Consider the following 24,852-nt stretch of genomic DNA (forward strand, 5'->3'; position numbering starts at 1 on the left):
GCTTTATTATGATGTTGCGCGATATCGCATATTGCCGACGATCTTCGCTGCCTGATCGCGGATATCGGCCAGTGATTTATCTGGAGTGAACAACTGCGAGCCAATGCCAACAGCGTCTGCTCCCGCTTGCATAAATCCCCGCATGGTCTCAGGGGCCACGCCACCGACGGCCATCAGGCGGACCTGAGATGGGAATACCGCGCGCACCTGTCGAAAAAAGCTCTCACCACAGCTCACCGCCGGGAATACCTTCAGCCAGCGCGCGCCCGCGTTCAGAGCCTGCATCATTTCGGTTGGTGTGGCTACACCGGGCACCGGTTCAATTCCCAGTTTCAGTGAGTGCGCTATCAGGTCCTGATCGCAGTGGGGGCTCAGCGCAATCTGGCATCCGACATCGGCGAGCGCGTTCAGCTCTTCCTGCGTACGTACCGTACCCGCCCCGACCACCAGTCGGCCCGTAAATTCTTTACGGATCAGCCCGATACTTTGGACTGCGTCTGGTGAATTGAGCGGGACTTCCACAGTGGTAAACCCAGTGTCCAGCAGAACGCTCGCCACTTCCAGTGCGCGCTCCGGTGTCAGTCCTCTTAATATGGCGACCAGTGGTTCCCTGGTTAGTGCTTCATCTAAATTCATAGTGCTTGCTGCTCCAGGCGTAGGCTGGAAATCTGACAGATTGCCCCGCGCAAAGCTGCCTGTGCATCCACGGTTCGTGCGGGATAACCGAGGTGCGCGAGAGCCGACTTATAGAGTTCCGCCAGCACTGGTGTGCCGGTGATACCAATGGGCTCAGCCGCGGGGCATGTATCCCGAATTCCTTCGGCAATTTCGCTACCGATCAACAGACCGCTCACGTAGTCGCTGGCAGATTGGTTGCTGAGTTCTGCGAGTAGGGCGTCTCCACGCACGGAAAATAACCGGCGCCCCAGCCCTTGCTCCGACATGCCGTCGTCGACACCGCGAAGAAAGTCCGGGGACGACTGTGCCTCTTCTGTCAGATGGTGACGCAGCAAACCGTACTGTCTGAGCAAGGCGAACATTTCACCGGTAATAGAAGTGAAGAAACCTTCTATCCCGCCGTCGCGAAGCCGCATCCATTTGGAATGGGTACCGGGGGCAATACAAATACCCGATCCTTCGGTGAGCGCCCACCCGAACGCTTGCAGCTCTTCACCGCGCATCACGTCCCAACCTGTCGCCCCGCGGAATTTCACGCCGGGTATAAAGTTGACGGTAAGTTCACCCATGGGGACAGCCTCAATGGCATCGGCGATATCCGAGAGTTTGGCTGGGGCTTCCAGATACGGAATGTTGTACCAGCCGACAGACGAACCCACCATGCCGCAGGCGAATACCTGCGGATCCTGCACCGGACAATTTCGATAGGCCTCTGACGCCACCTCGATCATGTCTGAGCGCGTCAGGCTGGCAACACCATCTCTGGATTCGGAGCGCCCGAGCACCCGCCCCTGCCCGTCCAGATATATCGCTCGAAAATTTGTTGTTCCCCAATCCATCAACATCAGCGCCGACATCAATCACCTCCACTCAACAGAATACCGATAATCCGCATTATTCACATTATGTCTATAATAGCAACGCTATGGGCAAGATGAGACTTCTGGAGATGTGGTTTTAGTGCGTTAATTCGAGGTTTCATACATGTTTCACCTGCTGTGCGTTCTTTCTCAAATGATTAAGTTGCACATATAGCAACAAATGGGTAATCTAATAACCACTTCTGTAGCGGAACGTAATAAGGATCAATTCGTGAGTAATTCAGACGCAGGCGTGCTCAAAGGCACTTTTCCCGTGGTTCCCACACCGTTCGATGGGAAGGGCGGAGTCGATTGGAGGGGCCTCGAGCGGTCTGCCCAATATATTCTTGAGGCGGGTGCCGACGGCCTGGTTTTCCCCGGCCTGGCCAGTGAGTACGCGCAACTCACGGAGGAGGAGCGTTTTGAGGCTACCCGTCTGATCGGCAACCTGTGCAAAGACCGGGTGCCATTTATTGTGGGTGCTGGGGCGAGTACGCCGGATGCGGCGATTCGCTTCGCAAGGGCCGGCGCCGAAGCTGGCGCGCAATGTGCCATGGTAATGGCACCCAATCACTATGCGGATGACCCGGAAGCGATGCGCGGGTTTTTTGACGCTGTTGCGGAGGCAGCCGGGATACCCATCATGCTGCAAAACGCGCCGGCGCCGATGGGGGCTGGGCTGCCGGTGGAGCAGATTGCTTCGATCCTGAGCGCCAATCCGGCAATTGAATATGTGAAAGAGGAAACCATGCCTTGCGGTCAGCGGATGGAAGCGATACTGGCAATTGCTCCGGCCACCCTGAAAGGGGTGTTTGGTGGTGCCGGCGGGCGTTACATTCTCGATGAGCTTTCTCGTGGTGCCTTGGGTACTGTGCCTGCCAGCGAGCTGACCGAGGTACATGTCGCCCTGGTCAGCGCATGGCAGCGGGGTGAGCAGGAAAAGGCCCGAGAGCTTTTCATTAATATGCTCCCCATCCTGAACATGCAGGCGATCTTTCGTTGCAATCTCACCAAGTGGGTGCTGACGCAGCGCGGTATCCTCAATACCTGTGAAGTGCGTGTACCCGGCCCGACCATGGATGAAGGGGACCGTCAGGAGTTGCGCGCCTTCTGGCCCAGAGTTGCCGATATAATGGGGAAGCTTGAGTCTCGCCAAAGTACCCCCACACCAGAGGAAGCTGTTCTGCCATGATTTCGAAAATCGAGTCTGTTGAAACCTGTGTGGTGACAATTCCCAGGGAAACGCCGTATCTCGGCCCCCTGGGTGAAGGCGAAGAGGTAAACCGAAAGGGTTACCTGGTTCGCGCGGGGAATCGTACCGTTTACCCCAGTGTCGATCGGTCGGTCATCGTAAAAATCACCGACGCCAGCGGTACGGTTGGGTGGGGAGAGACCTATGGTATCTGCGCGCCCAATGCGGTAACCGAAATTATCGAAGATTTACTGGCGCCGGTTATTGAGGGGCGCAACGCGCTCGATGTTGCCTGCATTCACGAAGACCTGTACGACATGATGCACGTACGAGGGTACTTCGGCGGATTTTATCTTGATGCCCTGGCAGCGATCGATATTGCGTTGTGGGATATCTTCGGCAAATACAGCAACCAGACGGTGGCCCAGCTACTCGGGGGCACTCGGCGCAAAAAAATTCCGGCCTATGTGTCCGGGCTACCGGAAAGCACCCTTGAGAAGCGTTGTGCGCTGGCTAAACAGTGGCAGGACAAGGGGTTTACCGGGTTCAAGTTCGCGGGGGTGGTGAGCCATGAAGGCATGGCGAACGAAATGGCTGCGTTGCGCGAAACCCTCGGTCCGGACGCCGATATCATGGTGGATATGCACTGGAAATTCAGTGCCGCCGAAGCCACGCGAGTGATCAAGGCAATGGAACCGCACAATCTGTATTTCGCGGAAGCGCCTTGCGCCCCAGAAGATATTGAGGGGCTCGCCACAGTCGCTCGCAGCGTTGCCACGCCAGTCGCTGCCGGTGAAGAGTGGCGTACGGTCTTTGAAGCGCGCGAGCGGGTCAACCGGAACGCCTGCAGCATACTGCAGCCTGAAATGGGTCACACCGGCATTACCCAGTTCTCGCGTATCAGTCAGTTGGCCCAGGCCTTCCACTGCCGGATAATTCCTCATGCGAGTATCGGTGTGGGCATCTTTCAGGCTGCGAGTCTGCACGCCTCTGCGAATGTGTTGCACCTGCCGTATCACGAGTATCAGCATTCGGTATTCGATCGCAACCTGCAGTTTCTGGAAACGGATATGGATTGCCAGAACGGGTACTTTTCATTGCCTTCCGGTCCGGGCCTGGGTGTGACCCCAAGCAAAAAACTCTGGGCCTTTAGTGACAAAGACCTGTCGAGCTAGCGCGATGTTTGACTCTGGGCAGGCGCCACCGCAAGATAGCCGAGTCAGAAATGGACTCGATATCATGACCGCAAAAAAAGGCACTCAGGCGAACCAAAGCATCATCGACGGGTTTGCTGTACTACAGGCCCTGGCCATGTCGGAAGACCCGATCGGCAGCCGCGAACTCGCGCGCAGACTGGGAATGGAAACGACCAGGGTGAACCGCCTGCTGAAAACGCTGGCGTATATGGGGATTACTCAGCAGACCCCCAATCGCAAATACGTCCCGGGTCCAGGCATGCATGTGCTCGCGACCCAGAGTCTGTACGCTTCCCGCCTTCTGCGCAGCGCCATCGCTCCACTGGAAAAGCTGGCCTTTTTCGGCCACACGGTGGCTCTGGGTGTGCTCTGGCAAGACTCGGTGTCTTTCCTGTATCACCGGCGTCCGGGTATGGCTTCTGCTGAGGCCATCGGGCGTATTGGGTTGCGTCCCGCGACCACCAGTGGCATCGGCATGGCGCTGCTGAGCTGTGAAGAGGACGAGTATCTGGAGCAACTGTTCGATGCGCGAGAGGTACCGGGTTTTGACGATGGTCTGCCCGCGCTAAAGCAGGCTCTCGCAGAAATTAAAGAATCTGGATTTGCAAGAATTCAAGTGCAAAGTGACCTGCCGGAAGCACCGGATAAGCCGACGCATACGATCGCGGTACCCGTTGGTCTTGACACTAAGGCTGCGGTCGCGATTTCTGGCTGGATTCCTGAGTCCGCTTCCCTCGATATTGCCGACGCGCTAAAGACGACGACCGAAGAAATTCGCGGAAGTCTGCAACAGGCAAAACCCGCTTAGTCCGCTCTGGCGCATAGGCGCCCCCCACTAGAATGAGAATGTCATGTCTGAGGTAAAACGAGTTGCTGTTGTTACTGGCGCGGCGGGTAGCATTGGTGCTGCGATCTGTCGACAGTTATCGGAAAGCGGTGTTCTGGTTGCCGGGATTGACCTGAAGCAGCCTACCGATGCGGATCTCAACCTGGCGGGCGACCTGGCCGACGTCACTACACTCCCTCAGGCAGCGGAGAAGATTCTGGAAACACTGGGATCACCTTCGATACTGGTGCACGCTGCGGCCCTGAGCGATCTTGCCGATACGCTGGGTGCCCGGCTGGATACCTTTCAGCGTCTGATGCAGGTCAATGTGTTCGGTGCTATGCAATTGGCACAGGTTTTCTGCCCCGGGTTCCCCGCCAGTGGCGGAGCCATCGTACTCGTTTCTTCAATCACGGGCCTGGTGGGTGCCCCGGGCATGGCCAGCTACTCCGCCTCCAAGGGGGCGATCCATGCGCTCACGCGTACTATGGCCCTGGAGCTCGCACAGAAAAATATTCGTGTGAATAGTGTGAGCCCTGCATCCGTTGATACGCCAATGTTGCGTGACAAACTGAACCAGCAGCCCGACCCCGCGCTGGCACTGAAGCAGAATATTCAGCGTCATCCGCTGGAGCGTCTGGGGCAACCGGAAGAGGTGGCCAACCTGGTGCGGTTTCTGACAAGCGATGAGGCGAGCTGGATTACAGGCTGTGACTACCGCATTGATGGTGGTGCAACGATAAACCGCAAATAGTCCGGTGCTGAAACCCCCGGTACTTCACCGCTAATCGACCACTTGATACCGTGGAAATAAAACTCTCCCAAGTGGTCCCGCCGCTATTGGCTTCCCACATCTCATCTCAAAATGCGCTTGATGCACTGCGATAGCGTGGCCGCCCGAACCGCTACCCCGTCTTAAATACGCTTCTCTTTTCGCGGGTCATCAAATCACTGCTCTCTGACCGCGCCTGCCCGGTTAAAGGGGTGGCTGGATTACTACCCGCTGGCCATAAAAAAAAGGCGCCCCGCAGGGCGCCACTCAAGGGGATGAATGCAGTCGCATTCGTGAGGATCTGTTAAAGCGCGTAGGTGAACGATACCTTGTAGATCTGACCGTACTCCACGTTGCGACGGGTGGCTTCCGAATAGGCGTTGTATTGCAGCTGACGGGTGTTGAGCAGGTTCAACGCTTCAAGGTTCACCGTCAGATTGTCTGTGACGTGCCAATTGGCCGTCGCGGAGAGGTCGGCGTAATCCTTGTAGTAAATACCGGAATCGCCATTGCCGATACCATCAAGATAATCGTCCCGCCAGTTGTAGGCGACGCGGAAACCAAGATTTTCGGTCTCGTAGTAGCTCACAAAGTTCACATTGTGCTTGGAAAGACCTGGCAAGGGCAGCACCGCACCATTTGCGTCCGTGAATGGCGTTTCGCTGTCGGTGTAACTGTAGGTCGTCATTACACCCAGGCCATCCCAGCCCGCCGGCAGGAAGGTAAGCGGTTGTTGATACAGTAATTCCAGTCCTTTTACCTTCCCGCCTTCGCCATTGACTTTCTGCGCAACGGTGATCGGGTCACTGTAGCCGGGAATGTCTTTGGACTGGATGGTTTGGACGATGAAAGATTCGACGTCCTTGAAAAATACACCGGCGGACAATACGGCTTCCGAGTCGAAATACCATTCACTACTCAGGTCCATCTGGTTGACGATAAAGGGATCCAGATCCGGGCTGCCGCTCTGGCCGGTATTGTCGCTGAATACGTGTAGACCATTGTTGAGGTCAGCGGTATTTGGGAAGGTAAGTGCGCGGGCAGCGCCAACCCGTACCACCCAGTCTTCGGTGAGATCAAATTTCGCGACCGCGGATGGTAGGGTCTCACTGTTCGAGACTTTGGCAACGGTGGGGCTCACTCCGCCATCTGCGTCTATCGCATTACCGGTGGAGGTCATGTTTCGCTCTACCTGGCGTAGGCCGAAGTCACCGGAAACAATTACATCACCCAGCTGCATATCGTAATTCGCTTTCACATAGTAGGCATCGATGGACTCATCGATAGTGAAGCTTCCGAGTGGGTCCAGGCCAATATTGCAGATCGCCTGTTGTTCGCTATCGTAGAAATCGGCGAGAGTACCGCAGCCCTGCCATGCACTTTTGTCCACAACCAGGTAGCGGGAGTGGGCGTCACCTGCGTCCCCCGAAAAAAAGTCGTTACTGGAGAAAAGTGTACTGATATCCGGCAGGTCGCCAAGGGCAAAATTGGGGCGAATATCGGCACTGCGGTATCTTACATCGGTCTCCAGTGTGTTGCTGCGCGCTCCAAGTTCAATGGAGGTGATCGCACCTTCCATATACCACTCAAAGTCAAAGCGGGCAGCGCGGTCGGTGCTTTCCTTGGCTGTGGATTTGTCATACAAGATTGCCAGAGCCAGTTCATCCAGATTGGTCAGATCGGCATCTGTAAAATCGACCTGTGGTACATCACCGTTGCGCAGATCAAACGCGATCTTGCCTGCGTCTTGTGTCTGGAAACGGATGAAATCCTGCTCCATAGAGGATTCGGCAGTGGTGTTGGCAAGTTCTGCAGACAGAGACCAGCGTTCGGTCTCGTAGCTTCCACCAATTGCTGTGCTGGTAAATGCGGAAGAGGCGTCGGCAAATTCCGTGTTGGTTTGCGCAGGTCGCACGACCTCTGCCGCCATTAACGTCTCATTGTCAGAAAATACCGGGTTGGAGATGGTGCAACAGTTCCAGAAGCCCGTCCAATAGCGGTTCCGGTCCGATGTAATTTCCGAGAAAAAGGTGTCGGCATACAGTTCCAGTTCATCGCTGGGTTGCCATTGCAGAAAAGCGCTCACGCCGCTGCGTTTGCGGTCGTCTTCGATCTGCTGAAATCGCATGTCCCGGTGAATCTGCCCGGGAACCCCATCGCCGTTGGGGTCGATCGTGGTGAGACCATCATCGCTCGACAACTGGCCGTAACCGCTGAACGTGTTCATTCCATCTTCGCGTACAGACTGATTCGCTTCGGTCGCACTCACCAGTACACCGAAGGTATCGTCGGCGAAAGTACCGCTGTACATTGCGAACCATTCACTGTCCGTTTCACCGGCAAGTTGTGAATGCGCTCCGGTGAGCGAGACGGTGCCGTGGTGCCCCAGATTGTCCAGTGGGCGACGTGTGACGACATCCACCACGCCACCGAGCGCTCCCTCTATCTGGCTTGCGGGTGTCTGCTTGTACACTTCCAGGCGGGACACCAGTTTGGAAGGAATCTGCGCGAGAAGGCCGTAAGAAGACCCCTCCAGCGTGTCCGGCCCGCGGCTACCGCGGCCGCCGGCCTCGATGACCTGCCGCCCATTGATCAGCGTGACGTTCTGACGCATCCCGCGAATCGATACATCGCTGCCGCCGCCAATGCCTCGGTCAACCTGTACACCGGATACCCGTTGCAGGGACTCTGCCACATTCGCATCCGGCAGCTTGCCCATATCGTCAGCCATAATGGCGTCGAGAAATTCGGTTGCATCGCGCTTGCGATCCACCGCTTCCGCCATGACCTGGCGGATACCACTTACGGTAATTTCCTCGATCTGCGCGGGTTGCTCCTGCGCGAAAGCAGTTGCTGATAATGATGCGACGGCCATCGCTAGAGCCGCCTGAGGAAAATTTCCTCTCGCATGAAACATTTTCATTAGTCTCTCCTGATTATTATTGCTTTCTAAGCAACATTTATTGTTGGAGGGCCATGGGATTGCATCTATTTGATCATAGAGTACGGCCCTGACCCTAGTACATCTCTCCTTTCGCTTCAATGAGTATTTCAATAATAGCAACGACAGTTTTGGGGCAAAAAAATGAGGGGGAGGCCCCCTCTAAACCATGCCTGGAGACATTATTGGGTTTTACATAAATGCCAGATTCCCGCGGGGGTAGGGGAGTTCGCTCCGAGTTGAACCTGACCTCCCGCTGCCTGAGCCTGTAGGTGCTCAGGGTCGTGATCTACATTAATTACTGCGTAGCCGCCGTCGTTATCGCTGTCGATCAGCTTCCAGCGCACGTTGGCATTTGAGAAGCTCTGTTGAGTCACGCTGATCAGTGCACCGGAACCATTTGCGGTCAGACGCATGCCATTGGCATCGCTTATGAGGCCAAATTCACCGTCACTATCCCCGTCCTGCAATATCCAATGGGTAGAACTTCCAGTGTCATTACTGACAGACGCCAGGTCGCCACTGGAGCCCCCTGCCAGCTGTTGCCCGTACTGCTGGTTGGTCAGGTGATAGGTGCCAGGCTGAGAGCCGCTGAGTGTGCCCGACAGGCAGGTCTGTTCCGGTACTGATGTGAGATGTGTGCCGACTTCAAATGCGTATAGAGAGCCGGAGTTGCTGTTGATTCCGGTGGGCGATGTGGCGTAGATGTGATCAATATTGCCAGCGCGCTGTACGGCGATCCGTTCGATCGAGCGTGTATTATCCAGGATATAGCTGGACCAGCTACCGTCACGCTTTTCCGCGACCATCAACTCTTTGTTATCGGTGACAAAGTAACTGCGAGCCACAGTACCGTCGTGAGTGTGGCCCAGTGCGGCGATAGTGTCGTCGGTATCAAACAGTAAAGATTTATCCACCCAGGCAACACCATCCCAGCGAATCCGGTAGACGTCATAGTCGCGGGCGCCGGCACTGCCACTGGTGCGATACCGGTAGGTTACGCTGGGTCTGTTCTGCCCGCCTAACGCAAGTTTGGCACTTTGAATTCCTTTGCCCTGGCTGCTTGTCGAGCCGGACTGTTTGACGAACTCTTCGCCCTCCTCAAGTGCCTGATAAAAGAGGCCGGGGGTGGAAAGTGAGACTGGCGTGGTTACCACCTGTCCATCCGCAGTGGTGAACTGTCCGCTGGCTGGGGAATATGCCAGGTAGCTGCCATAGTGTCGCATCGGGTTGGTCGCCCCGGCCGCCCACTGAAAGATGATATGCACCGTGCCGTTGGCATCCACCTTGATATCATCGGGATAGACCATGTCGTTTGGATTGAAGGCAAAGGTCGCTTCGTGTATCCAGATGTTGGCGCTGTTGTCCCAACGCACCAGCTCACCTTTCCCCCCCTGGCCTCCTGCTCTGTTGCGAACCGCAACGTAGATATCACCATTCGGTGCGGTGGCGGCTACCGGGTAGGTCAGGGATGCGTTACCCGGAACAATGTCGGTACGTCGGCGAATGTCGTCGATGTTCCCCGCGGTGGACGAGCGAAAATAGTTCCAGCTGTTGTTATGTAAATCCGTGAAGATGTGGATAAATCCATCGCCATCGACCGCAATGGTCGGCTGATCGTGGCCGAGATCATCGCCGTGTTCCCAGATTGTGCCGTCGGCCTGTTTGAGTGTTCCCGTCTCCCACTCACCGGTAGCCCGCCGTACCGCAACGGTGCCCTGGTGCTTGGAGCTGCTGGACCCCGGGGTATTGGCGGCGAAGTAAATCTCCCCTCCCGATATCGCAATGGGTTTCCACCAGCCCGCCTGGTTAGAGCTGTCTACTGTTACCGGCACAGATTCAACCGCCACCTGCGCCGATGCATAGGCGCTGGCGAGAGCCAGGCCTGCAATCCACTTTTTCATTATTAGAGTCTCTCATCGACGTTGAGATTTAAATCTATAATAGCAACAAAAGTGGTGTCAATACCCGCGGTGCTACCGCTTGATATGCCGTTTTTTGTATGTTTTCTGGAAAATCACTGAGATTTCAATGGCTTGTGGAGTACGCGGAATTGTTGCACGCTTTATTTTATTTCATATATAGCAACATTTTAGGCGGTCTGCTGTACGGGTGAATCTGTTTGCTGGCAGGTGATACCGATGCCACGGCGTGACATCGGTAAATCAGTGAAGGGATTTTTAAAGGGTGGGATAGCTGTTGGCGAGAGCCGTCAGTGCATCTTCAGACGCGGTTTTACGAACCGGTTCGCCTGGCCGATCACATACAGCAACATCGCCTTGGGCCAGCCGTGCAGCGCGGCCAGGTGCATCCGGTAGAGAGAGCGGTAGGCGAGCCCGGCGAGGCGGCCCTCGATGGTGAGACTGCCCTTGACCAGTCCACCCATCAGATTGCCCACCGCATCAAACTTCGACAGGGACACCAGTGAGCCGTGGTCCTTGTAGGTGAACGGCTCCAGTTCAGCTTCGGGGTTTTCAATCAATCGAATCAGGTTGGCGCTGGCGGTCTTGGCCATCTGCTGGGCGGACTGTGCCCTTGGCGGCACCCGTACGCCGTTGCTGTCTTCGCAACCGGCACAGTCGCCCAGGGCAAAAATCGCTGGATCATTCTTGCTGCGCAGGGTGGTTTCCACTTCAATCTGGTTGCGCGGGTTGACCGCGAGGCCGTCCAGCTGCTGAAGAAAATCCGGGGCTTTTACCCCCGCCGCCCATACCCGAATGGCTGCGGGAATTTCCTCGCCCTCTTTGGTGATAAAACCGGCCTGCGTCGCCTCTGCAACCTGGGTACTGGTGAGTACACGCACTCCGATTTTTGTCAGCTCCTTTTGCGAACTGTTGCCGAGGCGCTGCGGAAGTGCCGGAAGCAGGTGTGGGCCCGCTTCGATCAGGGTCACCTTGAGATCGCCGTTTTTGATACGCCCGTAGTGGCCCATCTCGTGCACGGCGTCCACCAGTTCCGCTGCCAGTTCGACCCCGGTCGCGCCCCCGCCCACGATGGCGATATGCACGGACTCTGTCACTCGACTTTCCAGCTGCAGAAACTGATCCAGCAGACGAGTATGAAATTTCTGTGCCTGTTCGGCACTGTCGAGGAACTGGCAGCAGTCGCGCACCCCGGGGGTGTGGAAGTCGTTGCTCTGGCTGCCGAGGGCAAACACTAGGTAGTCGTATTCGAGCTTGCGCGCAGGTACCAGCGGGGTGCCGTCCTCACTGCAGACCTCTGCCAGCTCAACGGTTTTGTTTTCCCGGTCCAGCCCCTGCAGGCTGCCCAGTTCAAACTGAAAGCCATTGGCGCGGGCGTGTACCTGATAATTGAGTGCGTCGAGGCTGGAGTCCAGCGCGCCGGTGGCGACCTGGTGCAGCAGGGGTTTCCAGATATGGGTGCGGTTCTTATCGACCAGCGTAATCTGGGCCGCGGGAGACTTGTTCTGGCGACGAAAGCGCCCGAAGGAAAAGTGGCGTCCGAGGCTGGTGGCCAACTGCAGGCCACCGGCACCACCACCGATAATAACGATTTTTTTCATAACAGAGTTTCCTGTAGAGCTTAAAAGTAATTCGGCTCTTCCCAGTACTCTGTGGGACCCATTTGTTCTTGTTCCGGTTTCCCGGGATTTTATGCCGCCAGTATTGCCGCCGTACCGGCGTTTGGCAATCGTTAAATGGTTACATCAGAAATGGTTGCCAGTGGTTGCCGTGTCGCTTTTCCGCGGGGCATTTATTTCTCCCTCGCAGACATTGGTCCTAAGCCGATGGCTCATTTTCTACCGGTGTGGCATTGGCCGTGGCCGCCGTGCTGGTGTCGCTGATATTTTCACTCGCCGGCAGTGGGAGCTGGTTGATGCGCTGAACAAAGCGCCGTTCCAGATACGATTTCCAGCGCGCGAAGGCGGGCCCCGCAGCGGCCAGTGCGCCACAGGTGGCGATTGCCTGGGTGGGGCCGCAGGCCAGCAGCCGTGACCAGCGGCGCTGAGGGCGATAAGGTGTCAGGGGTTCTGCCTGCAGTGCGGCGCGCAGGTTATCGTACAGCAGGCTACCCTGGTTGCGCGCTTCCGCCGCAGACTTGGGGTATGGCTGGAGTCCACTCACCACATCCCCGGCGGCAAAAATATGCGGGTGGCTGCGGGCGCGCAGGTATTTGTCGACCTGTATAAAGCCGCCATCATCTACCGCCAGGCCCGCCTGCGTCAGCCACGGTGGTGCGCTGGGTTCCGTGCACAGCAGCGCCTTGTCGATGGGGATAAATTGGCCGGCGTCACTGAAAATACCCCGAGCAGTAATTTCTGAAACCTGCCACCGGGTGTGGAGCCTGATCTTCAGCCTTGCCAATTCCCGTGCCGCCAGTCGGCGCGCCAACAGCGGATACCCGGACGGAATTTTGTGGCCTGCCTGCACCAGGTGGATCTCTACCCGGCCACTGTAAACCGGCTCCTCCAGTGCTGATGCCATAGCCATGGCCAGTTCAAAACCACCGGCACCACCACCGACAACCCCCAGCTTCATTGGGCGGTGCTCCCGTTGAATCTGTTGCTGAAGCTGTTCCCAGTAGCGGTAGAACTGGCCGATGGGTTTCACCGGAATCGCGTGTTCGGCACCGGGAATTTGATGGCAGGACGTGGCTCCCACCGCCAGTGACAGGTAGTCAAACGGGAGGTCGGCGCGCCCCAGAAGAGACACGCAGTTGCGCTCAAGATCGATATGGTGTGCACAGGCCTGAATAAAACGCGCCCCGGCGGCGCGACACAGGCGCGGCAGGTCGATATGAATCTCGCTGTGGGGGTAAAGGCCGGCGATCATTCCCGGCACCATGGGGGAGTATGCGCTCACGGTCTGTGGTGAAACCAGCGTGAGGCGCACACCCGCTGCGGGGGATTCGGCCCACCGCCGCAGTAGTTCCAAGTGTCCGTGACCGCCGCCGATCAATACCACGTCCTGACTGGGGGCTTGCTTGTGCATGGATTCCTTCCGCACGCTCACCGCACACCTGTCCGGTGGCCGGTCTCGATGCCAATTTGAATGAAATATAAACAGTGTAATGCTGGCTGGTGGAATAGCACGTTTTGCCAGGGAGGAAAGGTGGTATTTGCTGCCAGAATTTTTGCGTCAACCCGACTTGTTTTTTTTCCGGCACCCGTGGCGGGAATAAATCGCAAGCATGTAGGGAGAGGCGACATCTGCAGGAGGCTTACTGGTCTTTAATGTAGAGAGCCCGCAATTGCGCACCCGTCGCGAAGATTGCGCGAAATACACTGTTCGCTGAGCCTCGATGTTTAATTCGTCACACGATTCATCTCCGGTATCGCCCGCAGGGGACGCGCAACGCAGAGGCGTGCATCGCGTTATGTGGATTCTGGTGGCGATTCTGCTGGTGATCGCGGGGTTGAATTTCTTTCTGTCGATTTACTTGCCGGGCAAGGTGCAGCGATGGTTGCATCAGCATGGCCTGGAAGCCCAGATCCAGCATATGGATGTGTCTCTCCCCCGACTGCACGCCCACCTGCGCGGTGTAGAAGTGCGCAATGAGCACGAGCGGGGATTTCGCGTGCGCGAAGCGACTCTCGGGCTCAGCTGGTGGCACCTGCTGCGGGGCAAAATTCACGTAAAACTGGTAGAGCTCGACGGGGCCTATCTGGATATCGAGTCCACCCCGGGAAAGCGCGGCCGGGTGTGGGAAATTGGCGGCTGGTACATGGCCGAGGGGGAAAAGAAGCCGAAAGACTGGCGTGTGGACCTCACGGCGGCCACGCTGCGCGACAGTGTGGTGTGCTATCAGCACAAGCCCCAGTGGAACAGCCCGAGCTGCGCACGTATTGGCAAGCTGGTACTGGACGATTTTTTTGTCGGCGGATTTCGTGAAGCGAGCGAGCCACTGAAATTCGATATCGGCGCCGCGGCGTTACAGGTGAACAACCTGCTGGCCTGGGATGAATTTGCCGGGCAGGTATCCCGTTACGGACTGAGTCACAGGGTTCAGGAGGTGGGGGAGGGCGATATGCAGAAGTCGCCGGAAGAGAATCCCACCCTCGCGCTGGTTGCCCTGCGCACGGAACAGATCCGCTTTGCCCGTCCCGGTAACGCATTGCGAACCGAGACGGTGTCCGCACGCAAATTTGCCGGCTGTCCTCCCGATCGCTGGGCCGAAGCCATTCCGGCGCTGAGGCGTATCACCGGTCACTGCGGGATTGCACGCCGCCTGCAGCTCAGGGGGGCCGCACTTTTTACCTTCGGCGCCACCTCGCACATCGCCTGGCATCGCCTCAGTGGCGAGGAGGTGCGACTGCGCTATCGCAACCGGCGTCACCCCAACTGGTATACCCAGACCATCGCCCTCAACAGTTTTGACTTCCAGCGCAAGGACAAGTCGCTGGATTGGCAAAGTGGCGGCGCCAGCGGCTTCTCCTGGTGTCCCAACGCCTGGCGCGAGGATGCCCACCACTATTGTCTGCGCGCGGGCACACTGAACCTGCCGCAGCCGACGGCCTTTGGCTGGCGAAACGGCTTTGCGGTGGAACTCGGCGAAGCCAGCCTGAGCGAGGGGCGACTGGTGGATATGGCGGCCGCGGCAGTGGATTCCCGTGCATTGACCGTCAACCAGTTACGTCTGGATTCTCTGGAATATCGCAACAACCGCCGTCAGCTGGCGTTGCAGCAGGTACGGTTGAACGTGGCAGAGGGGTGCATTCCGGGTCAGCTGATGGGTACTGCCGATCAGTGTGTGCGTCTGTCGCAACTGCAGATGGCAGAGAATTTCTCTGTGCAATTTCCCCGCAAGGTGGCGTCTAATGGCCGGCCGGCACAGTCATGGGCCCTGCACAGCGACGCCCTGGCCCTGGACAGTTTTCATATGGCACTCGAACGCTCGGGCGCCGGCGGCGGTCTCTCGCGGCTGCCGGATCAACGGATTGATCTGGTGGGCCTGGGATGGGCGCGGCTGAACCTCGCGCCGCAAGCGCGGGAATTTCTCGCCGAGGATTTTGCCCTCGACCTGCTCGCCGGCTGTCTGCCCGAGGGACTGTTGCCACAACGGCTGACCCCTCTGTGTGGTCGTCTGAATGCCCTCGAGGGCCAGGGTAATTTTGTACTGCGCACAGTCGAAGACGCCGTGGCCCCGTCCTCTCCCTCGCCCTATCTCATCCTCGGCGAGCTTGCGCTGCAGAACCTGCTGCTGTCGGACCACCTCTCAACAGACCCGGATCAACAGACGGGGCTTGCCCTCAGCGGGTTGCGGATTGGCCCGGGGCTCTTCCGCCGCAGTCGCGAGCAACTGGATCCCGGGGCCTATTTCGCTGCGGGAGAAGGACATTGGTGGGTGGTGGAGGAAGATGGCGCAGCCCTGGCGGGCGCTCCCGATGAGGAGGCGACCGCAGAAAAGGGCCAGCTTGCCCAGGCCGCGCCAGACTCGGTGGTGACGACCAGCACCGGTCAGGGCGGGGCGGGTGCCGGGGAGGCCATCGGCACGGCTGTTCGCCTGAACACCACCGAGCTGGAGTTGCAGCGGTTAGCGCTGCAACAACTGGACGGCTGCCTGCCCCTGGCCTGGCAGGTCCTGCTGGCGAATGGCACCGCAGAGCGACGCCCCGCCTGCTTTGATATCCACAATCTGCAGCAGCGGCAACCAATGCAACTGCGGCTGGACACGCAGCGTCCGCTCGCGGAAGCGCGCGAACCGGCGCGCGGTGCCTTGCGCCTCGGAGTAACAGCGGCGGCGCTGAGTGTCGACAGGATTGAGGTCGGGACTGCCGCGGGGGATGCCCTGCTGTACGTGGATCAGTTGCGTCTGCCCAAAGCCGAACTCAAATTTCAGTCTGCTCCCGCCCTGACACATCTGGATCTGCCGGGTGCCGCCCTGGATGCGGCCGCTTTCTGTGTGGACGACACCCGTTGTGTCCAGATTGAAACCCTGCGCACCGGAGAAACCTTTCTGCTGGACTATCGGCGTGACCATTTTCGTGCCGATCTGAATCAACTGGCGCTGGCGCGACTGTCGCTGACCGGCGGGGAAAACGATCTCACGGCGGAAGTGCGCGCGCTTTCCGGATTATCCATGGCGGTGAATCTACCCCGGGGTGCGCCGGCCAGTGCTGACTGGCAACTGGAAGCGCTGCAGGCCACCCGGCTGGACCTGTGCTGGCCGAGCGCGGACAACGCCGATGTGTTGTTGCCGCGCTGTGTGCGCGGTCGCGATCTGTCTTCCGATGGTCGCGGCCTGCTGGTGGAGCAACTGGCGCTGTACCGGACCTTGCCACCGGCACCGTCAACAGCGGCGGGCGGTGATCCCGCGCAACTCGAGTTGAAGCGATTGCGCGTTGGTGGAATCGGTATGGTGCAGCCTGATGCGGGGCATCCGGTGATGCTGAACCTGCGTGATGTCCAGCTGGATTCCGCATCTGGTTGTGGCCCGGAGATATGGTTTGCTCCGGCACGCCGGCGCGGTGAGGCGGCTGGCCGGTGGGGCGGGTGCCTGGCCTTGGGGAATTTGCAGCTTGCCGGGAACAACCACATCGCCCTGGGGCAGGGGCAAGACAATATTGCGGCCGATATTCTGGACCTGGGGCCGATGCGGGCGGAAGATCTGAGCCTGCGCGCCTCCCGGGACCAGACTCCCAAGCTGCAGCTGGCGCGCCTGCAGTGGCAGCGTCTGCGCTGGCCCGGCGGCGAGCGAGCGCAGGTGCAGGACCTGGTTGCGGAAGCCTTTTACGGTTGTATTCCGAACCAGCAGGGCTCGGTGGACCTTAGCCAGAACCCGCCCTGTGTGACGCTGGGTAAAGTGCAGATCTCCGGCAACCAGCGCCTGCAGCTTGAGCGCGGAACCCAGGAGGGCAGTGAGCAGGCATTCCGTTCCACCGGGCGTATCGTCGCGGAAGATTTCGTGTTTCTTGAGGGAGACCGCAAGCGCATGGGCTTTGCACGGCTCGACGTGCGCGATCTGGTTTTTTCTCCGCAGGCCTTCTCGCTGAGAGATGGTGACATGAGCGGTATTCACGGTTGCCTGAAACCGGTGCGCTGGGGAGAAAACCCGCTCACTCCCTGTTTTGATATTGAGAAGGTGACCGTCGCCAGCGAACACCGTGTCATTCTCAGCCAGTTTGGCAGCGGTATTCCCCAGCGCTATTTCCGCAATATCCAGGTGGATGGAATACGGCTGTTTCACGGTCGCGGAAACGGTGAGCCGGTAGGCGGGTCTGCCCCGTATCTGCAGGCCGAGTCCCTGCGCGCGGATGAGCTGGGGTTTGGCAGCCGCCAGCTGGTAGGCCGGAAGCTGCTGGCCAGTAATATACGGGGCTGCGTGCCGCCGGGGTTTATTCCCGCTGTGCGTTATTGTCTGGATCTTCAGCGACTGGAGACCACCGGCGTGTTCAATTTTGGTGAGCGCAGCCTGCAACTGGAGCTGGCGCAGCTCGCCATGCTTACGCTGAACGACGTAAAGGGTGAACAGTTACTGGAGACCGAATTTGCCGAAGCGCGGGAACTGACGGTGACCAGAAACCAGGTGCGGCTGCTGCACGCCGAGGTGGCGGACAGCAGACTGTTCCGGCGCGATCCCCGCGCCCAGGAGTTCGCGAATCACCCGTGGAATACGGAAGTGCAGTTATTGCGGGTTTCTCAATTCGAGTACACCCCGCATGAGAATATTCTCAGCATCGATACCATCGATCTACTCAAGCCACGCAGCATTCTGGCGCGCGGCCCGGGGGGCGACCTCGGTTCCTGGGAGCGCTTTAGCGACAACGACACGTCAGGGGAAACCGCGCACTCAACGCGTGGACGACTGGCGCGGGAAGCCAACCGGTTTCGCTATCGCGTGCGCCAGTTTTATGTGGACCAGGGCCGGTTTCTATGGCTCGATCGCAGCGAAACCTACGATGCCAAGTTGCCGGTGCGGCGGATCAATCTGCTGTTGCAGGGCATGAGCAACTATCCCCAGGACCCTCCCGCGCTACTCGTGTTTAACGCCCGCCCGGGTGGCTTCAGTGAGATGCACCTGGCCGGTCACGTCAACCTGCTCGAAAGCAGCCAATGGGATGCCAGTCTTCTCGGGTATGTGGAAGGTGCCAATCTGATTCCCGCCACCCCCTATATTGCGCGACTGCTGGGTTACAAGATTCTACAGGGGCAGCTGGATGCGGAAGTGAATATTGCCATCGACGATAACCAGGTCGATGCGCTGGCGAAGATGGAGCTGGAGAAAATAAAAGTCCGCAGGGTACGGGATACCGATCATCTGCAGGTGAAAAAAAGTTTCATCCCCCTGAGCCTGGCGCTGGCACTATTGAAAGACGGCGATGGTGATGTGCGTTTTGATATGCCGGTGACCGGCGAGCTCTACGATCCTGAATTCAATTTCAGTTTTATTTTCAGCGAGTTGCTGCAGCGGGCGATTCTGGAGTCGCTGTTTGCCTATTTCACCCCGGTGGGCTTTTACAGTCTCGCGAAGCTGGCATGGGCACGATTCCGCGCCGTGCAATTTGATGACGTTGAATTTACGCCGGGGAACCATACCCTGAGTGCCCAGGCGAAAATGGAACTGAACGGGATGGTGGAGGCGATGCGCGACAACCCCAATGCGCGCCCCGGTATTTGCGGCGTCTCAACGACGCAGGATTTTTCCATCCTCTTCCCCCACGAAACGATGGCCATGCACGGAGACAGAGCGCAGCGCAAAGAGTATTTCCGCGACCCGCCGCGGGGTATGCGCGAGGAACTTTTGCGCCTTGCCAATCGTCGTAGTCGCCAGGTACAGAAATTTCTAATTGACGCCGGACTGGATCAGGAAGATTTCATTCAGTGTGCGCCGGACTATATTGGTACCGACAGGGGCGCACCGCGGGTGGAATTCTCCAACTGATCGCCCATCCAACCTCAAAGGAGCAGGGAATGAGTGCAAAGAAAAACCTCGCCCATCAGCTGATCGAACAGCATCTGATTCGCGGTAACATGACGCCAGGAGAAGAAGTCCAGTTAAAGATCGATCACACCCTCTGCCAGGACGCCACGGGCACCATGGTCATGCTGGAATTTGAAGCGCTTGGGTTGCCGCAGGTCAAAACCGAGGTGTCTGCCCAGTATGTGGATCACAACCTGATCCAGTCGGATTTTAAAAATGCCGACGATCACCTTTTCCTGCGCAGCGCCAGCCGCAAATGGGGGATCTGGTTTTCCCGCCCCGGCAACGGTATCAGCCACGCGGTACATATGGCGTGTTTTGGCGTGCCGGGTAAAACCCTGTTGGGGTCCGACAGCCATACCTGCGCCGGCGGTGCCATGGGGATGCTTGCCATGGGCGCCGGCGGTCTGCAGGTCGCCCTGGCCATGGCCGGTAAACCTTTTTCCCTGGTGATGCCGGAAGTGGTGGGGGTGGAGGTCACCGGCAAATTGCCCCCATGGGTAAGTGCCAAGGATGTCATCCTGGAAATGCTGCGCCGTTACGACGTCAAGGGCGGGGTAAATAAGATCTTTGAATACTACGGCCCCGGGCTCGAGAATCTCACCGCCATGGACCGCCACGTGATTGCCAATATGGGCCAGGAGATGGGTGCTACCGCCAGTGTGTTTCCCGCCGATGAAGCGGTACGTGCATTTCTCAAACAGCAGGGGCGCGAGCAGGACTTCGTGGCGATGCAGGCGGAAGAGGGCGCCGACTACGATCACCACGACAGTATTGACCTGTCACAGCTGGAGCCCATGATTGCCTGTCCCTCCAGCCCTGGCAATGTGGTGACGGTGCGCGAGGTCGCGGGCAAACCCATCTACCAGAGTTATATCGGCTCCTCCGCCAACCCCGGGCTGAGAGACTTCGTAGTGCCTGCGCAGATGCTGGAAGGCAAACAGATTCCAGAAGAAATTTCGCTGGATATCAATCCCACCAGCCGTCAGGTACTGGAAGAACTGAGCCGCAGCGGTGACCTCAACCGGCTGTTGCTGGCGGGCGCGCGCCTGCATCAGACCGGCTGCAACGGTTGTATCGGAATGGGACAGGCACCGGCCTCCGATCGCATCAGCCTGCGCACCGTGCCGCGCAACTTCCCCGGCCGCTCCGGCACCAAAGAAGACCACGTGTACCTGTGCAGCCCGGAAACCGCCACTGCCAGCGCTCTATCCGGCAAGATCACCGATCCCCGCGACATGGAGATGGAATACCCGACGTTTACCGAGCCGGACACACTGACCGATATGCGCCCGCTGATGCTGGCACCGGAAGATCGCTCGAACGAAATTCCGGTGGAGCTGGAAAAAGGTCCGAATATTCAACCACTGCCGGACTTCGACGCTGTGCCAGAACAACTGTCTGGCCCAATACTGCTCAAAACCGGCGACAATGTTTCCACCGATGAAATATTGCCAGCGGGTACCGATATCCTGCCGCTGCGGTCGAATATTCCGGCCATCAGTCACTACACCTTTTCCCGCATTGATGAAACCTTCTATGCGCGGGCCAAGAAGCACGCCGGCGACTGCTTTGTCATCGGAGGTGAAAATTATGGCCAGGGTTCCAGTCGCGAACACGCCGCCATTACTCCGCGCTATCTCGGCGTGCGGGCCGTGATTGCCGTTTCCATGGCCCGCATCCACCGCCGCAACCTGATCAACTTCGGTGTGGTGCCTTTACTGTTTAAAAAGCCGGAAGATCTGGTGCGTCTCAATCAGGGCGATATGCTGAAAATCGATGACTTGCCGAAGCAATTGCAGAATGGGCGGGATATCGAAATACAGGTTACCGGCGGCAAGGCACTGACCGTCACCCATAATATGAGTGAAGACGAAGTCGCCACGGTGATTGCCGGTGGGTTGATCAATGAGGTGCGGGACAGCCACTGATTTTCCTCTTACCCGCTGACTGCACTTCCAGCCTCCCTGATGGGGCCAAGCGATGAACTGTGCGCCACCACTGCGGGTGGCGCTAGGTTCATCTACCGGTTCCGCCTCCATTGTGACGCATCCGGCGTTCCCCTCCCCCCGTCCTGCTTCCCATTGAAGTGCCATGGGCCTTGCCCTAATCTGGTGCGGCTCTTGACGTTAACGTAAACGTTTCCTGCGTCAAGGGTGACAACCAAATGGCAAAAATAAATAGAAACATTCATCCCAGTTAACTTAAAAATAATAGGACGGGACTCTATGAATAATGTCAATAAAAATGCACTTTCGTTCGCCGTAGCCGCTGCGATGCTGATTCCGGCAGGCCCGGCAATGGCGCAGTCTGATGAAGAGAACACCAATAACGATCAACAGGTGATTGAAGAAGTCATCGCCACCGGTACCCGCAAAGAAGGCGTATCCCCCACGGAAACCCTGTCACCGGTAGACGTGGTCGGTGGCGCCAACTTGTCCGAGCAGGGCAGTTTTGATCTCACCGACTCTCTCTCCAAAGTCGCCCCCTCATTTAATACCCAGCGCTTCCCCATCGCAGACGGCACCGCCTTTATCCGCCCGGTCACCCTGCGCAACCTGTCGCCGGATCAGACGCTGGTGCTGGTTAACGGCACCCGTCGCCACCGCTCCGCGCTGGTCAACCTGCAGCTGGCTCCGCTGGGTACCAACAACCAGGGTTCGCAGGCGGTAGATTTTTCCGCAATCCCGTCCGCCGCCATTGAGCGTGTGGAAGTCCTGCGAGATGGCGCATCGGCCCAGTACGGCTCCGATGCCATTGCCGGGGTAGTAAACGTTATCCTGAAAGACGATGCCGAGGGCGTAAGCCTGAGCGCGCAGACCGGGGAATATTTTGAAGGGGATGGCACCCGCACCAGCCTTGCCGCCAACGCCGGCTTCGGCCTGGGCGACAGCGGCTTCGTGAACGCCACCGTAGAACACTCTACCGCGGACAAAACCTGGCGCGGCGCCGCGCGTCCGGATGCGGAATTTGTCGGCTCAGTAGTGGGCGTAGAGCAGGTGCCGCTGGATGGCCTGGGCCAGCGCTGGGGCGACCCGGAAGTAGAGATTACCAAGCTGTTCATCAACGCAGGTTTGGACCTGAATGACAGCACCGAGCTCTACGGCAACTTCGGTTACTCCGATAACGCCACCATTTCCGACTTCTTCTACCGCGGCCCGGTACTGGACCCGGAATATGAATTCGCAGCGCGCGCGACCCTGCAGGCAGACGCAGACGGGGACTTTATGCCGGACAACGCGCCGATGGATCTGGTCAACAGTATCCTCGGTCAGAACCTGGACCCCGCCGACTACCTGGTGGCAGACAGCAACAGCCCCAGTGGCTACGTACTGCGCAACCCGATTTATACGCAGTTTCCCGGCGGCTACAACCCGCAGTTTGGTGCTGACATTGTGGATATCTCCGCTGTGGTGGGCGCACGGGGCGAATTCGCCTCCGGCATGACCTGGGACCTGCGCGCACGCACCGCAGAGAACGAAGTGTCCTACGTACTGAAAGACTCCATCAATCCCAGCCTGGGCCTGCTTTCTCCCACCACCTTCAACCCGGGTACGCTTACCCAGGAAGAAACCAGTGTGAACGCAGACTTCGTGCAGACGATTGAAATGGCCGCACTGCCTACACCGCTGAACCTCGCGTTTGGTGCCGAATGGCGAGACGAGACCTACAACATTGGCGCCGGTGATGACGCTTCTATCGCGGTAGGGCCAACCGCCGCCGTGTTCGGGGTCGGCTCCGACGGCTTCCAGGGCTTCCCCACCGAAGCTGAAGGCAGCTACAGCAGCGAGAGCATGGCCGCCTACGTGGATCTGGAAGCCGACATCAACGACCAGTTCACCCTCGGTGCCGCACTGCGCTTTGAGGATTACGAGCTGTTCGGTTCCACCGCCAACTGGAAGCTCTCCGCACGCTACGACTTCTCCGAGGCCTTCGCCTTGCGCGCCACCGCCAATACCGGCTTCCGCGCGCCTACGCCCGGGCAGGTAAACACCCTCAACGTCACCACCACCGCCAACGCCGACGGCAGCCTGACCCCCAGCGGTACCTACCCGGTAGACCACCCGGTTGCCCAGGTACTGGGCGCACAGGAACTGAGCCCGGAAGAGTCCACCAGCTTTACCCTGGGTGCAGTGATCAACCCATTCCCCAACACCAGCGTCACCATCGATTACTACAACATCGATATCGAAGACCGCCTCGCATTGCGTAACAACACCATCGGCGATACGGAAGTAGACCTGCTAACCAGCGCCGGCGTGGCCGATGCCAATCTGCTGTTGAACAGCAACGTTAACTACTTCACCAACGCCTTCGATTCTGAAGTCAGTGGTATTGATTTGGCGGTCACCAGCGACTTCGACCTCGCCGGCGGCCTGTTGGTCGTGGACCTGCGCCACAATTACAACCAACAGGAAGTGACGGACATAGCCCCCAACACCGTCAATGCCACCCGCGTGTTCGACTTTGAAAACCAGGTGCCTAACCAGCGCAGCACCCTCACATTTGATTACGACACCGGCGGCATGCTACAGGGCTACCTGCGCTTCAACCGCTACGGCGATTGGCAATCCACCGGCGGCCAGTTGGAAGCGGACGGCAATGACACCTCCAATGCCACCCGCTACAGCGGCGAGATCCTCACCGACATCGAAGCCCGCTTCACCTTCGCAGAAAACTATACCGTTGCCCTTGGCGGCGAGAATATTTTTGATGTGGAGGCGGATGAGGAAGGCAACGGCACCCTGCAATTTCTCGGCGTACGCCAGGCGCTGACGTCACCGTTTGGGTTCAATGGTGGGTTCTGGTATTTGCGGGCTAGTGCGAATTTTTAATTGGCAACTACCCGCCACAAGAAAAAGGCCACCCTTCGCGGTGGCCTTTTTTGTGCGGCTGATACTGCTTGCCGAGTGGCCAATAGAGCCAACGCTGTTGATTAATTAGCCGCTGTAATTGGGTGTAATGGAAATATGGGCCAGAAAACGTGACGCGTGTATCGTTTTGTGGCTAGATAGAGGTTTGTATCCAGATTTAGACACGTTTTTGGGGTGGGTGCATATATGGATACTTTGTGGGCAGATATAGACATTTCGGTGGTTCCTATATATGCACACGCCCACGATCAAACTGTTATGGTGCCGGGCCGTAAAAATGGTTGGCTGTGCCAGCGTGTAATCCGGAGTACTGTTTTGGCCCGCAGTATTTGGCTTTTTGCCATGATAAAATCAAGCAGTTTCGTTCCTAGTGCTTTCGTTTAAGTCCATTGGAATAGCGGCAACTCCGCTGCAGTAACGTGGAGTGCCAATAAGAGAATAATTGGTTGGGGGAAGTCGGAAGTTCTTTCCTCGTTTTTAAGGAGCTTCGGCGCATTTGGTGCCAGTAGGTAGTGCGGAGCGCGTCATCCATAACCAGGCGCTGCAGCCGACATCTTACTTTGAGCACTTTGTCGCGCAGTCGCTACGCTCCTATTTTTGCGCAACAAAGCGCCCAAAGTAAGCTGCGGCTG

At 58.0% G+C, this 24,852-nt stretch carries 13 protein-coding genes; 7 read left to right on the forward strand and 6 right to left on the reverse strand.

Annotated features, from left to right (window positions below; all coding sequences use genetic code 11):
* Nucleotides 1-6: 6 nt before the first annotated feature.
* Together LRR79_RS05710 and LRR79_RS05715 are read right to left on the reverse strand one after the other, a co-directional pair.
* A complete protein-coding gene (locus LRR79_RS05710) occupies nucleotides 7-636 on the reverse strand; it encodes a bifunctional 4-hydroxy-2-oxoglutarate aldolase/2-dehydro-3-deoxy-phosphogluconate aldolase (protein ID WP_231759440.1) in 630 nt (209 codons plus the stop codon).
* The gene (locus LRR79_RS05715) at nucleotides 633-1,535 is read right to left on the reverse strand and encodes a 2-dehydro-3-deoxygalactonokinase (RefSeq protein WP_231759441.1); all 903 of its coding nucleotides are present in this window, start codon (nucleotides 1,533-1,535) and stop codon (nucleotides 633-635) included. The genes LRR79_RS05710 and LRR79_RS05715 overlap by 4 nt, the downstream gene beginning before the upstream one ends.
* A gap of 235 nt (nucleotides 1,536-1,770) precedes the next feature.
* Between LRR79_RS05715 and LRR79_RS05720 the strand changes: the two genes are divergently transcribed.
* From LRR79_RS05720 to LRR79_RS05735, 4 genes are all read left to right on the forward strand, one after another.
* Entirely contained in the window at nucleotides 1,771-2,730 is a 960-nt protein-coding gene (locus LRR79_RS05720) for a dihydrodipicolinate synthase family protein (protein WP_231759442.1), read from the forward strand.
* A complete protein-coding gene (locus LRR79_RS05725) occupies nucleotides 2,727-3,905 on the forward strand; it encodes a mandelate racemase/muconate lactonizing enzyme family protein (RefSeq protein ID WP_231759443.1) in 1,179 nt (392 codons plus the stop codon). The genes LRR79_RS05720 and LRR79_RS05725 overlap by 4 nt, the downstream gene beginning before the upstream one ends.
* A 64-nt stretch (nucleotides 3,906-3,969) precedes the next feature.
* Nucleotides 3,970-4,734 carry an IclR family transcriptional regulator gene (locus LRR79_RS05730; RefSeq protein ID WP_231759444.1) on the forward strand — a complete coding sequence of 255 codons (765 nt, stop codon included), beginning with the start codon at nucleotides 3,970-3,972 and terminating at the stop codon, nucleotides 4,732-4,734.
* A gap of 43 nt (nucleotides 4,735-4,777) precedes the next feature.
* A complete protein-coding gene (locus LRR79_RS05735; RefSeq protein ID WP_231759445.1) occupies nucleotides 4,778-5,506 on the forward strand; it encodes an SDR family NAD(P)-dependent oxidoreductase in 729 nt (242 codons plus the stop codon).
* Nucleotides 5,507-5,828: 322 nt separating this feature from the next.
* Here LRR79_RS05735 and LRR79_RS05740 read toward each other — a convergent pair whose 3' ends face one another.
* The 4 genes from LRR79_RS05740 to LRR79_RS05755 form a co-directional block, all read right to left on the reverse strand.
* Complete coding sequence (locus LRR79_RS05740) at nucleotides 5,829-8,447, reverse strand: TonB-dependent receptor (protein WP_231759446.1); 2,619 nt, start codon at nucleotides 8,445-8,447, stop codon at nucleotides 5,829-5,831.
* Between the two features lie 200 nt (nucleotides 8,448-8,647).
* Complete coding sequence (locus tag LRR79_RS05745) at nucleotides 8,648-10,369, reverse strand: BNR-4 repeat-containing protein (protein WP_231759447.1); 1,722 nt, start codon at nucleotides 10,367-10,369, stop codon at nucleotides 8,648-8,650.
* 308 nt (nucleotides 10,370-10,677) lie between these two features.
* Nucleotides 10,678-11,988 (reverse strand): NAD(P)/FAD-dependent oxidoreductase, encoded by a 1,311-nt coding sequence (locus LRR79_RS05750; RefSeq protein ID WP_231759448.1) that lies wholly within the window; start codon nucleotides 11,986-11,988, stop codon nucleotides 10,678-10,680.
* Nucleotides 11,989-12,205: 217 nt separating this feature from the next.
* Complete coding sequence (locus LRR79_RS05755; RefSeq protein ID WP_231759449.1) at nucleotides 12,206-13,417, reverse strand: FAD-dependent oxidoreductase; 1,212 nt, start codon at nucleotides 13,415-13,417, stop codon at nucleotides 12,206-12,208.
* A gap of 385 nt (nucleotides 13,418-13,802) precedes the next feature.
* Here LRR79_RS05755 and LRR79_RS05760 point away from each other — a divergent pair, with 385 nt between their 5' ends.
* The 3 genes from LRR79_RS05760 (at nucleotide 13,803) to LRR79_RS05770 (ending at nucleotide 24,181) form a co-directional block, all read left to right on the forward strand.
* Nucleotides 13,803-19,307 carry a DUF748 domain-containing protein gene (locus LRR79_RS05760; RefSeq protein ID WP_231759450.1) on the forward strand — a complete coding sequence of 1,835 codons (5,505 nt, stop codon included), beginning with the start codon at nucleotides 13,803-13,805 and terminating at the stop codon, nucleotides 19,305-19,307.
* Between the two features lie 29 nt (nucleotides 19,308-19,336).
* Nucleotides 19,337-21,277 (forward strand): aconitate hydratase, encoded by a 1,941-nt coding sequence (locus tag LRR79_RS05765; protein WP_231759451.1) that lies wholly within the window; start codon nucleotides 19,337-19,339, stop codon nucleotides 21,275-21,277.
* 297 nt (nucleotides 21,278-21,574) lie between these two features.
* Nucleotides 21,575-24,181 carry a TonB-dependent receptor plug domain-containing protein gene (locus LRR79_RS05770; protein WP_231759452.1) on the forward strand — a complete coding sequence of 869 codons (2,607 nt, stop codon included), beginning with the start codon at nucleotides 21,575-21,577 and terminating at the stop codon, nucleotides 24,179-24,181.
* Nucleotides 24,182-24,852 lie beyond the last annotated feature (671 nt).

Source organism: Microbulbifer elongatus, assembly GCF_021165935.1.
GTDB lineage: Bacteria > Pseudomonadota > Gammaproteobacteria > Pseudomonadales > Cellvibrionaceae > Microbulbifer > Microbulbifer elongatus.